This is a genomic window from Stenotrophomonas sp. YJH_SMC_64 (assembly GCF_059371375.1).
Genome location: NZ_JCAFUN010000013.1, coordinates 53,714 through 65,315, shown reverse-complemented (window position 1 = coordinate 65,315; position 11,602 = coordinate 53,714). Strand labels below are relative to the sequence as shown.

The 11,602-nt window shown below is 66.5% G+C and carries 9 protein-coding genes; 7 read left to right on the top strand and 2 right to left on the bottom strand.

Annotation, left to right across the window (positions count from 1 at the left end; translation table 11 throughout):
* The first annotated feature begins 37 nt into the window (after nt 1-37).
* From infB to pnp, 5 genes are all read left to right on the top strand, one after another.
* Nucleotides 38-2,683: a translation initiation factor IF-2 gene (gene infB / locus AC5P9L_RS15080; protein WP_012480878.1), complete on the top strand. Its 2,646-nt coding sequence runs from the start codon at nt 38-40 to the stop codon at nt 2,681-2,683.
* A 132-nt stretch (nt 2,684-2,815) separates the two neighbouring features.
* The gene (gene rbfA, locus AC5P9L_RS15075; RefSeq protein ID WP_005410447.1) at nt 2,816-3,199 is read left to right on the top strand and encodes a 30S ribosome-binding factor RbfA; all 384 of its coding nucleotides are present in this window, start codon (nt 2,816-2,818) and stop codon (nt 3,197-3,199) included.
* A gap of 107 nt (nt 3,200-3,306) precedes the next feature.
* A complete protein-coding gene (gene truB, locus AC5P9L_RS15070; protein ID WP_005410446.1) occupies nt 3,307-4,215 on the top strand; it encodes a tRNA pseudouridine(55) synthase TruB in 909 nt (302 codons plus the stop codon).
* Between the two features lie 172 nt (nt 4,216-4,387).
* Nucleotides 4,388-4,648 (top strand): 30S ribosomal protein S15, encoded by a 261-nt coding sequence (gene rpsO / locus AC5P9L_RS15065; RefSeq protein WP_005410445.1) that lies wholly within the window; start codon nt 4,388-4,390, stop codon nt 4,646-4,648.
* Between the two features lie 151 nt (nt 4,649-4,799).
* Nucleotides 4,800-6,908: a polyribonucleotide nucleotidyltransferase gene (gene pnp, locus AC5P9L_RS15060; RefSeq protein WP_005410444.1), complete on the top strand. Its 2,109-nt coding sequence runs from the start codon at nt 4,800-4,802 to the stop codon at nt 6,906-6,908.
* Nucleotides 6,909-7,035: 127 nt separating this feature from the next.
* Here the strand turns inward: pnp and AC5P9L_RS15055 are convergent, their stop codons facing one another.
* Nucleotides 7,036-8,022 carry a tetratricopeptide repeat protein gene (locus AC5P9L_RS15055; RefSeq protein ID WP_231098213.1) on the bottom strand — a complete coding sequence of 329 codons (987 nt, stop codon included), beginning with the start codon at nt 8,020-8,022 and terminating at the stop codon, nt 7,036-7,038.
* A 216-nt stretch (nt 8,023-8,238) separates the two neighbouring features.
* Here AC5P9L_RS15055 and AC5P9L_RS15050 point away from each other — a divergent pair, with 216 nt between their 5' ends.
* Both AC5P9L_RS15050 and AC5P9L_RS15045 read left to right on the top strand, forming a co-directional pair.
* On the top strand, nt 8,239-9,429 hold the full coding sequence (locus AC5P9L_RS15050) for a glycoside hydrolase family 18 protein (RefSeq protein ID WP_005410443.1): 1,191 nt from the start codon (nt 8,239-8,241) through the stop codon (nt 9,427-9,429).
* A gap of 90 nt (nt 9,430-9,519) precedes the next feature.
* Nucleotides 9,520-9,912, top strand: coding sequence for a VOC family protein (locus tag AC5P9L_RS15045; protein ID WP_005410442.1), 393 nt, complete (start codon nt 9,520-9,522; stop codon nt 9,910-9,912).
* 129 nt (nt 9,913-10,041) lie between these two features.
* On the opposite strand, the gene AC5P9L_RS15040 is transcribed toward AC5P9L_RS15045, so the two are convergent.
* Nucleotides 10,042-11,601, bottom strand: a complete 1,560-nt coding sequence (locus tag AC5P9L_RS15040; RefSeq protein ID WP_005414066.1) for a PepSY-associated TM helix domain-containing protein — start codon at nt 11,599-11,601, stop codon at nt 10,042-10,044.
* Nucleotide 11,602 lies beyond the last annotated feature (1 nt).

Here is an 11,602-nt window from a genome sequence, read left to right as displayed (position 1 = left end):
AGATGCGGGGGGGCGCCCACAAGATCATAGGATCCGAATGTCGCAGCAAACCACCATCCGCAAGCTTGCCGAACTGGTCAACACGCCGGTCGAAAAACTGCTGGAACAGCTGGCCGGTGCCGGCATGAAGTTCAGCGGTCCCGACCAGGTCGTGACCAGCTCCGAGAAGGTGAAGCTCCTGGGCTTCCTTCGTCGTTCGCACGGCAAGCCCGAGCAGGCCCCGGAAGAGAGCGATCAGTCTGCAAAGAAGATCACGCTCAACCGCCGGAAGCAGCAGGAAGTGACGGTCAATTCCGGTCGCAGCAAGACGACCGTGAATGTCGAGGTGCGCCAGAAGCGCACCTACGTCAAGGATGGTGCGCGCGCCATGACGCCGGACGAAGAGCGCGCCGACATCCTGCGCAAGCTGGAAGAGTCGCGCGCCCGCAACCTCGCCGAACAGCAGGCCCTGGCCGAGAAGGATCGTCTGCGCGACGAAGCCATCGTCCGTGCCCGTGAGGAAGAGATTGCGGCCAAGGAACGCGCAGAGGCCGAGAAGAAGGCTGCCGAGGAAGCTGCGGCCGCCGCCAAGGCTGCCGAGGCACTGGCGGCCGCCAAGCCCAAGCGCGCTCCGATCGATGAAACCGCGCCGCGTCCGCCGCGCACGCCGGCCGCCGCTCCGGCTGCGCCGCGCAGTGCGCCGCCGCCGCCGCGCAACGACGACCGCAACAACCGCAGCGCGCCGCGCAACGAGCGTGGCCCGGGCGACCGTTTCGCCGGCCAGATGCACCTGTCGGCTGCCGACCGTGCGCGTCGTGGCAACAGCAACAACAGCAACACCCGTGGTCGGCCGGGCGGCCGTAACCAGGCCGGTGGCCGTCGCGACATGTCGCGCGGTGGCAACAATGCCGGCCCGCACGCCTTCGAGCGTCCGACCGCACCGGTGGTGCGTGAAGTGGCGATCGGCGACACGATCACCGTGGCCGACCTGGCGCAGAAGCTCGCGCTGAAGGGCGGCGAGGTGGTCAAGGCGCTGTTCAAGATGGGCGTGATGGCCACCATCACCCAGTCCATCGACCACGACACCGCCGCGCTGGTGACCGAAGAACTCGGCCACAAGGCGATCCGTGCCAACGACAACGACGCCGAGGACGCACTGCTGGCCTCGACCGGTGAAAACCAGGGCGAAGCCACCCAGCGTCCGCCGGTGGTCACCATCATGGGCCACGTCGACCACGGCAAGACCTCGCTGCTGGATTACATCCGCCGCACCAAGGTCGCCACCGGCGAAGCCGGCGGCATCACCCAGCACATCGGTGCCTACCACGTGGATACGCCGAAGGGCGTGATCAGCTTCCTGGATACCCCGGGCCATGCTGCCTTCACCTCGATGCGTGCCCGCGGCGCCAAGCTGACCGATATCGTGGTGCTGGTCGTGGCCGCCGATGACGGCGTCATGCCGCAGACCAAGGAAGCGATCCAGCACGCCCGTTCGGCGGGTGTGCCGCTGATCGTGGCGATCAACAAGATCGACAAGTCCGACGCCGACCCGATGCGGGTCAAGAACGAACTGCTGTCCGAGCAGGTCGTGGCCGAAGATTTCGGTGGTGACACCCAGATGGTGGAGATCTCGGCCAAGACCGGCCTGGGCATCGACGACCTGCTGGACGCCATCTCGATCCAGGCCGAACTGCTGGAACTGAAGGCCGTCGACGAAGGCCGCGCCTCGGGCGTGGTGATCGAATCGTCGCTGGACAAGGGCCGCGGCCCGGTCGCTACCGTGCTGGTGCAGCAGGGCCGCCTGAAGAAGGGCGACTACCTGGTGTGCGGCATCCAGTACGGCCGCGTGCGTGCGCTGTTCGACGAAACCGGCAAGCAGCCGGAATTCGCCGGCCCGTCCATCCCGGTGCAGGTCCTGGGCCTGTCCGGCGTGCCGGAAGCCGGTGACGACTTCGTGGTGGTCGAGGACGAGCGCCTGGCCAAGGACGTTGCCCAGCAGCGTGAGACCAAGCGCCGTGAATCGCGCCTGGTCGCCACCGCCGGCAGCCGCATGGAAGACATCATGGCGACCCTGGGCAAGGGCGAGGGCCAGCAGGTCCTCAACCTGGTCATCAAGGCCGACGTGCAGGGTTCGGTGCAGGCCCTCAGCCAGGCGCTGGTGGCGCTGTCCAACGAAGACATCCGCATCAACGTGATCCACTCCGGCGTGGGCGGCATCACCGAATCGGACGCCAACTCGGCGGCCGCTTCGAAGGCCACCGTCATCGGCTTCAACGTGCGTGCGGATGCTTCGGCCCGTCGCATCATCGAATCCAACGGCGTGGACCTGCGCTACTTCTCGATCATCTATGACGTGATCGATCAGGTGAAGCAGGTGGCCTCCGGTCTGCTGGGCGTGGAGATCCGCGAAGAGATCATCGGTATCGCCGAGGTCCGCGACGTGTTCCGCAGCTCCAAGCTGGGCGCCGTTGCCGGCTCGATGGTCATCGAGGGCGTGGTCAGGCGCAACAAGCCGATCCGCGTGCTGCGCGACAGCGTGGTGATCTTCGAGGGCGAGCTGGAATCGCTGCGTCGCTTCAAGGAGAACGTCGAGGAAGTCCGCAACGGTACCGAGTGCGGTATCGCGGTGAAGGCCTACAACGACGTCAAGCCAGGTGACCAGATCGAGTGCTTCGAGCGTATCGAAGTGCCGCGCACCCTGTAATGCTGCAAGGTGGCCCGACCAACGGTCGGGCCCCACCATGGACCTGTAGCGCCCGACCGTTGGTCGGGCGACAATCGAATTAAAGGTAGCGCCCGACCGTTGGTCGGGCGACAACTGAACCAAGAGCTCCTCGTGCCCAAGACTTTCCATCGAACCGACCGTGTCTCCGCCCAGCTGCGCCGTGAACTCGGCACCCTGGTGCACAACGCCGTGCGCGAGCACGGGTTGCCCTCGGTGAGCGTGTCCGACGTGGAAATCACCCGCGACATGGCCCATGCCAAGGTGTTCGTCACCGCGCTGATGCCGGAACGTTCGGCCGAAGCCGTGGCCGGCCTGAAGGAGCTGGGCTACCGCCTGCGCATGGACCTGGCACGCGCGATGAAGCTGCGCCACGTGCCGGAGCTGCATTTCCACTACGACGACTCGGTCGACCGTGGTGAGCACATCGACAACATCCTGCGCGACCTGCCCGATACGCTGGCCGCGGAGAAGCGTCGCGAGAGCGACGAAGAATAACCGCGTGGCGCCGGGCATGCCCGGCGTTGTTGCATTCCGGCTGCGCGATGTCTGATGCAGACCGCGCTGCGGCAGTCGAGCATAGCTCGACCCTACAAAATTCTGCCATGACCCGAATTCAGTTCCGCCGCCTGGATGGCATCCTGCTGCTCGACAAGTCGACCGGCATGAGTTCCAACGCCGCCCTGCAGGTAGCCCGCCGCCTGTTCCGCGCCGAGAAAGGGGGGCACACCGGCAGCCTTGACCCGCTGGCCACCGGCCTGCTGCCGCTGTGCTTCGGCGAGGCAACCAAGATCGCCGGCCTGCTGCTCGGCTCGGCCAAGGCCTACGACGCCGAGATCGTGCTGGGCCAGACCACCGATACCGACGATGCCGAAGGCCAGGTGCTGCTGCAGCGCCCGGTGCCGGCCATCAGTGCCGAAGCGCTGCAGGCCGCACTGGCGGCGCTGACCGGCAACATCCGCCAGCGTGCCCCGATCTATTCGGCGCTGAAGCAGGGCGGTGAGCCGCTGTATGTGAAGGCCCGCCGCGGCGATGTCATCGAAGCGCCCGAACGCGAGGTGCAGGTACACGCCATCGAGGTGCTGGAGCAGCAGCCGGAACGGTTGCGGCTGCGCGTGACCTGCGGCTCCGGCACCTACATCCGCAGCCTGGCCCGCGACCTGGGCGAGGCGCTGGGCTGTGGTGCCCACATCAGCGCACTGCGTCGGCTCTGGGTCGAGCCGTTCCGTGAGCCGGTGATGGTCACCCTGGACCAGTTGCGGGCGATGGTCGAGGCGGGTGACGAGGCGGGCATGGACGCGCTGCTGCTGCCGCTGGCGGCCGGCCTGGCCGAGTACCCGCGGGTCGACCTGGATGCCGACCAGGCCCACCGCTTCTGCGTCGGCCAGCGCCAGCGCGATCTGTCCTGGCCGCGTGGCCTGGTGGCGGTGTTTGGTCCGGACGACGCTGTCCAGGGCCTGGGCCAGGTCGACGAAAGCGGCCTGCTGGCCCCGCAGCGTCGTTTCAACCTCTGACCGGGCCCGGGCGGTTCAGCCCCGGTCCTTGTCCCGGAAGCCCCCGACCGTTACAATTTCGCGGCCGTTTTCCGGCAGCCTGCCTGGCGCAGGTTTCATCCTCGTAGTCCACGGCGAGCCTGGCGGTGCGCGAAGCGCGTTCCTGCCGGCCACGCATCACAGAGAAAAAGAAATGTCGATCGACACCCAGAAGGTCATTGAAGACAACAAGCGCAGCTCGGCTGACACCGGCTCCCCGGAAGTCCAGGTTGCGCTGCTGACCGCCCGCATCGAACTGCTGACCGGCCACTTCAAGACCCACAAGAAGGACCACCACAGCCGCCGCGGCCTGCTGCAGATGGTCAACCGCCGTCGCAGCCTGCTCGACTACCTGAAGAAGAAGGACGTCGAGCGCTACAAGGCCCTGATCGAGAAGCTTGGCCTGCGTCGCTAAGCAACGAATCCCCCGCGGCGCAGCGATGCGCCGCGGTTTTGTTTTGTAGTACCGCAATCCCCGATTCAGGCCGGAACGATCCGGCCACCCGCTGGCGGCAAGGGTCGCCGACGGTCCAAATTCGCAGACAGCATCCCCAAGGACACCCTCCGTGGCAAAAATCACCAAAACCTTCCAGTACGGCAAGCACACCGTCACGCTTGAGACCGGCGAAGTTGCCCGTCAGGCCAGCGGCGCCGTCATCGTCAAGATGGACGACACCGTACTGCTGGTCACCGCCGTCGCCGCCAAGAGCGCGCGCGAAGGCCAGGACTTCTTCCCGCTGACCGTCGATTATCAGGAAAAGTTCTACGCCGGCGGCCGTATCCCGGGTGGTTTCTTCAAGCGTGAAGGCCGTGCGACCGAGAAGGAAACCCTGATCTCGCGTCTGATCGACCGTCCGATCCGTCCGCTGTTCCCGGAAGACTACAAGAACGAAGTGCAGATCATCGCCACGGTCATGTCGTTGAACCCGGACGTGGACGGCGACATCCCGGCCCTGATCGGTGCCTCGGCTGCCCTGGCCCTGGCCGGCACCCCGTTCATGGGTCCGATCGGCGCTGCCAAGGTCGGTTACAAGAACGGCGAGTACATCCTGAACCCGACCGTCAGCGAACTGGCTGACTCGCAGCTGGAACTGGTCGTCGCCGGTACCTCCAACGCCGTGCTGATGGTTGAATCCGAAGCCGCGCTGCTGTCCGAAGAAGTGATGCTGGGCGCCGTGACCTTCGGTCACCGCGAGATGCAGAAGGTCATCAACGCGATCAACGAGCTGACCGTCGAAGCCGGCACCAAGCCGTCGACCTGGGAAGCCCCGGCCAAGAACGACGCGCTGATCTCCGCCCTGAAGGAAGCCATCGGCCCGCGCCTGGGCGAAGCCTTCCAGGTGCGTGACAAGCTGCAGCGCCGCGACGCCATCTCGGCAATCAAGAAGGACGTGTTCGAAACCCTGGCTGGCCGCGTGGCCGCTGAAGGCTGGAACCCGGCCGAGCTGTCGAAGGAATTCGGCGAGCTGGAATACCGCACCATGCGTGACTCGGTGCTGGACACCAAGGTCCGTATCGACGGCCGTGCGCTGGACACCGTCCGCCCGATCGCCGTGAAGACCGGCGTGCTGCCGCGTACCCACGGTTCCTCGCTGTTCACCCGTGGCGAAACCCAGGCCATCGTGACCATCACCCTGGGCACCGCCCGTGACGGCCAGGTCATCGACGCCGTTGCCGGTGAGTACAAGGAAAACTTCCTGTTCCACTACAACTTCCCCCCGTTCTCGGTGGGTGAGTGCGGCCGCATGATGGGCCCGAAGCGCCGCGAAATCGGCCACGGTCGCCTGGCCAAGCGCGGCGTGCTGGCTGTCATGCCGTCGCTGGAAGCCTTCCCGTACACCATCCGCGTCGTCTCGGAAATCACCGAGTCGAACGGTTCCTCGTCGATGGCCTCGGTCTGCGGCTCGTCGCTGGCCCTGATGGACGCCGGCGTGCCGGTGAAGGCTCCGGTGGCCGGTATCGCCATGGGCCTGGTCAAGGAAGGCGAGCGCTTCGTCGTCCTGTCCGACATCCTGGGTGACGAAGATCACCTGGGCGACATGGACTTCAAGGTCGCCGGTACCGCTGAGGGCATTTCCGCCCTGCAGATGGACATCAAGATCGAAGGCATCACCGAAGAGATCATGAAGCAGGCCCTGCAGCAGGCCAAGGCTGGCCGTCTGCACATCCTGGGCGAAATGGCCCACGGCCTGACCGCTCCGCGTGAAGAGCTGTCGGACTACGCGCCGCGCCTGCTGACCATCAAGATCCACCCGGACAAGATCCGCGAAGTGATCGGCAAGGGTGGTTCGACCATCCAGGCCATCACCAAGGAAACCGGCACCCAGATCGACATCCAGGACGACGGCACCATCGTCATCGCTTCGGTCAACGCCATCGCTGCGCAGGCCGCCAAGGCCCGCATCGAGCAGATCACCTCGGACGTCGAACCGGGCCGCATCTATGAAGGCAAGGTCGCCAAGATCATGGACTTCGGTGCGTTCGTCACCATCCTGCCGGGCAAGGACGGTCTGGTCCACGTGTCGCAGATCTCCAGCGATCGCGTCGAGAAGGTCGGCGACGTGCTGAAGGAAGGCGATGTGGTCAAGGTCAAGGTGCTGGAAGTCGACAAGCAGGGCCGTATCCGCCTGTCGATGAAGGCCGTGGAAGAAGGCGACGCCGCCAGCGCCGAGTAATCGGTATTGCTGATTGTGCGGTGGGTGAGGACCGTTGGTCCTCACGCTTTCGCAAATGAAAAAGCGGGCTTCGGCCCGCTTTTTCTTTGCCTGGAATCCTGTGGATGAGGACCGTTGGTCCTTGCACTTACGCGCCTTCTTCGTCCTCCCCCAGCCACCAGACCTGGCCTGGCTCCGGGGCGCTCATCGGGTGCTCGCGCTGTTCGATGGCCTCCAGCACCCGGCTGGGGGCTGCAGCGACCCACACCGCCATGAGCTTTTCCACCGCAGCCCGGCCCTGTGCGGCCACGCCGAGGTCACGTTCGCGTCTCCATTGGTCTTCATCTAGCGCCTCATCACCATGCTGGTGCGGCGTGCCGTAGCTGCAGCGGCGGCACAGCCGGCGCACGGTGGCCGTCCAGTCCTCGACCATGCCGATGCCTGGCAGCGTGATGGCCTCCAGGGCAGCGATGTCATCGGCCGAATCACACTGCACGAACACGGTGAAGGTCGTCATGTCCGATGCCTGCAGGCGCTGCATCGCGTTGAACACCGGCACCTGGCGCTCGCCGTAGGTGCGATGGCCGGTTGATGCGCCGTCGTGCAGCACGATGTCGCCGAAGCGGAAGCCGCTTTCGGGCAGCGGTACGTTGTCGATGCGTGCACGCACCGGATCAATGCGGCTCATATACACCACTTCGGCATCGGACCACGGTGCCAAGCGCACACAGGCCACGCCGAAGTTGCCCTCGATCGGACCTTCGCCCTCGGGCAGGGTGATGCCACAGCGGGCCCATTGGTGGCGCGCTTCGGCCCAGTCACCGGCGCCGGTGGCGGCGATACCGGCATTCCACGCGGTGGCTTCATCGAACTCGCCGCGCAGCTGTTCTGATTGCCGGTTGTCCTGCAGCGAGGCAGCCCAGTCGCGCAGGTATTTGTGCGCCAATCCGCGCATGTAATGCAGATACGGCACTTCGGGAGCGAGTGCGATCAGCTCGCCGAACAGCGCCACTGCCTGCTGCAGGTCGCCCTCGCGGAAGACGGCGTAGGCGCGTGCCTCCAGTGCCTGGTGTTCGTCGAGGATTTCGTCGTCCAGCAGGTCGCCGTCGTCAATGTCGTTGTGGTCGGTGCTCATGTCCATGCACGGTTGGAGGTCCGCGGCTACCTTAGCCGATGCATGGGAGACCGGCGTCGGTGTGTGTCCTGCTGCAGTGCATGACGGCAATCGCATGTCTGCCCCGATGTCGTCAAGGGATGCGGCGTGCCTGTCCACTGGACGACATGCCGCGACAACCGTCCCACAGCCCCATCCGTTTGCTAACGTGGCTGCGCCTTCGAACCGGGAGATCCCATGTTCCGCCAGACCGTGGCCGTCCTTGCCGTGCTGATTGCCGGCGCCCTGCCCATTGCCTTGCATGCCGCGCCCGCACAGCCGCCGATCTTCGGTGCCTACTACCCCGGCGGCTCGGCCGCGCGCTACCCGGTGTCGAGCATTCCGGCCGAGCGCCTCACCCACCTGTTCTACGCGTTCTCCACCATCGAGGACGGCCGCTGCACGGTCGGCGCCGAAGCGCCGAAGAATTTTGCTGCGCTGGCCGAGCTGAAGAAGGCGCACCCGCATCTGCGCACGCTGATCTCAATTGGCGGATGGGGCGCAGGTGGATTCTCCGATGCAGCGCTGACCGAGGCCAGCCGCAAGCGGTTGGTCGACTCGTGCATGGCGCTGTTCTTCGACCGCCATGCCGGCAGCTTCGATGGCGTGGACATCGACTGGGAGTTCCCGGTCAGTGGCGGACCGAAGGAGCTGGCGCACCGCCCGCAGGATCGCGCCAACCTGACCCGGCTCGCGCAGGCGTTCCGCGTGGCACTCGACGCGCACGGGCGCAAGGAGCGACAGCCGATGCTGCTGACCGCCGCGCTGGCCGCCGGTCGCCTGCAGACCGATGGCCCCTACGATCCAGCAGCGAGCTACGACCTGCCGGCGTTGGCCAAGGTGTTCGATTTCATCAACCTGATGAGCTACGACATGGGCACCGGTTTCTCGGCGGTGTCGACCTTCAATGCGCCGCTGCATGAAGTGCCGGCCGATCCGCTGGCCCCGGAGCTGCGGCGCTGGAACAACGTGGCCGGCGCGGTGCAGTACTACCGCGAGCACGGCGTGCCGGCCGAGAAGCTGGTGCTGGGCGTACCGTTCTACGGGCGCGGCTTCAAGGTCACCGGCGATGCAGCGGATGGTCTGTACCAGTCCTACAGTGCGCCGGCCGATGCCGGCGACTGGCGGGTGATCAAGGCGCGCTATCTCGATCAGCCGGGTTGGACGAAACACTGGCAGCCGCAGGCGCAGAGCCCGTGGCTGTACAACGCCGGGCAGAAGATCTTCATCAGCTATGAAGACCCGCGCTCGATCGGCCTGCGTGCGCAGTTCGCCCGCGAGCAGGGCCTGGCCGGGGTGTTCATGTGGGAGCTGACCGGCGACGACGAACAGGCCAGCCTGCTCAACGCCATGCTGGGCCCGTGGCAGAAGGCGCGCATCGGCGATTGAGCTGCATCAGGCGATGCCCGGCGCAATGCCGCAACGCCATTGGCCCAACCCCGCACAGCATGGCCACGCCCGCAGCGTTACGCTGCGGGCATGATCCATCTTGAACGCCTGGACCACCTGGTCCTCACCGTCGCCGACATCGACCGCAGCTGTGATTTCTACCAGCGCGTGCTCGGCATGCAGGTCGTGCGCTTCGGCGCGGGTCGTACCGCGTTGCAGTTCGGCCAGCAGAAGATCAATCTGCATGCGGCCAGTGCCCCGCTGCAGCCGCATGCGCTGCGGCCCACGCCGGGCAGTGCCGACCTGTGCCTGGTCACGCGCATGGCGACAGTCGATGTGCTGTCCCACCTGCAGGCGCAGTCCGTTGCAGTGGAGGAGGGGCCGGTTGCGCGCACCGGTGCGCTGGGGCCGATCGAATCGGTGTATTTCCGCGACCCGGATGGCAACCTGATCGAAGTGAGTCGTTACCCCGGCGAGGCATGATCCTGCTCGGGTAGCGTCGAGCTTGCTCGACGGTGCTTGGCGCGAAATCAACAGCTGTCGAGCAAGCTCGACGCTACAGGGGGCGTTGCGCGCAATGGCAGGTAGCGCCGGGGCATGCCGGGCGAAGGTTCAGTTGGCCCAGACGCTGTTGGGATCGCCGTTGCGGGCGCGGCGCTGGCTGGCCACTGCCAGGCGGGCAAAGCCGAAGGCCATGGCCAGCGCGATGGCGTCGACCCAGAACAGCGGCCAGTGGCCACGCGCGGCGGCGCGCCACAGCCAGTCACCATTGAGTGCGCCGTGCAGCACCGGTACCAGCGCGGTACTGATCGCCGCCGCCCACAGCAACTCGCGTGCGGCCTGCGCCGGGCGTCGCAGCGCGGCCCACAGCGCACAGGCCGCCCAACTGCCGAAGCAGGCCCAGCGGATGCCGCGATCGACCGCTGTCGGCGCCAGCCGCTCCAGCACCAGCGCGGTGACGAACGCGACCGAGATCGCCACGCACAGGCCGATGCACACGCCGACCGTGGCCCGCGCCATGTTCACCCCGGCGCGCGGCTGCTGCGGCTGGCGACGCTTGCGCCGCGACTCGATCCACAGCAGGTTGCCCGAATAGAACAGGAACGCACCGCCAAGGCCGAGCAGGAAGTACAGCCAGACCACCACGCCGTTGCCGAATTCGCCGAAGTGCAGCGCGTAGGCGGCGCTGAGCGTGGCGTGGTTGGCGTCGCGCTGGCCCGGCAGCTGCGAGGCCAGAACGTCGCCGGTGGCCACGTCCAGCGCCACCGCGCCAAGCGGGCCGAGCGTGCCGGTGGATTCGCCGGTGATCTCGATGGTGGCATTGGCATCGCCGGCATTGGCCAGCTTCAGGTAGGCCGGTTCGAAGTTGGCCACGCCCTGTGCGCGGGCGACTTCAAGCGCGCGCGCATGCAGCACGCGCAGGCTGCCCGGCGGTGCCGGAATGCCACTGGCATCGCGCACGGGCGCGGTGTCCATCGCCGTCGGCACCGCCTGCAGCGCCTTGCCGTCGTAGATCAACGGGTTGAGCAGGGCCATCTGCACGAACACCAGGCAGAGCAGGGCACCGGTCACCGCGAACATCAGGTGGAAAGGCAGGCTGAGCACGCCGATCACGTTGTGCGCGTCCTGCCACAGCTGCTTCAGGTTGCGGCCCGGACGCAGCGCGAACAGGTCGCCGAGCAGCTTCGGCAGATGGATCACCAGGCCGCTGAGCAGTGCCATGCCGTACAGCAGGCTGACAATGCCCATCACGTAGATCCCGGCTACGGGCAGGCCGAGGCTGTAATGGAGCTCGTTGACCAGTTCGGCCAGTCCGGTCTGCGGTGGTGTGGGGCTGCCGGCGATCTGGCCGGGCCAGGCATAGCGCCAGCTGCCGTCATCGGCCTGCCAGTACGCAAGCGGCTGCGGGTGTTCGGCGCCGGGGAAGGTCATGCCGACGTGGCGGCGTGCCTCCGGATGCGCAGCCAGCACGTCTTCCAGCAGGTACTGCGCATCGTCCAGCCCGGCGGGCAGTGCGGTGGCGGCTCCCGGGGTCTGCCACAGTGGCAGGTCGTGATGGAACAGGGTCAGCGCACCTGCGTAGAAGGCCACGAACAGGCCGAAGCCGGCCACCAGGCCGACCCAGGTATGCAGGGTGGTGAACGTGCGCAGGGTCTGCGAACTGAACTTCATG

What these genes read in the sequence shown, in the direction of transcription:
- infB (WP_012480878.1), top strand. Translation starts at nt 38, where the DNA reads ATGTCGCAGCAAACCACCATCCGCAAGCTTGCCGAACTGGTCAACACG.
- truB (WP_005410446.1), top strand. Translation starts at nt 3,307, where the DNA reads ATGACCCGAATTCAGTTCCGCCGCCTGGATGGCATCCTGCTGCTCGAC.
- rpsO (WP_005410445.1), top strand. Translation starts at nt 4,388, where the DNA reads ATGTCGATCGACACCCAGAAGGTCATTGAAGACAACAAGCGCAGCTCG.
- AC5P9L_RS15055 (WP_231098213.1), bottom strand. Translation starts at nt 8,022, where the DNA reads ATGAGCACCGACCACAACGACATTGACGACGGCGACCTGCTGGACGAC.
- AC5P9L_RS15050 (WP_005410443.1), top strand. Translation starts at nt 8,239, where the DNA reads ATGTTCCGCCAGACCGTGGCCGTCCTTGCCGTGCTGATTGCCGGCGCC.
- AC5P9L_RS15045 (WP_005410442.1), top strand. Translation starts at nt 9,520, where the DNA reads ATGATCCATCTTGAACGCCTGGACCACCTGGTCCTCACCGTCGCCGAC.
- AC5P9L_RS15040 (WP_005414066.1), bottom strand. Translation starts at nt 11,601, where the DNA reads ATGAAGTTCAGTTCGCAGACCCTGCGCACGTTCACCACCCTGCATACC.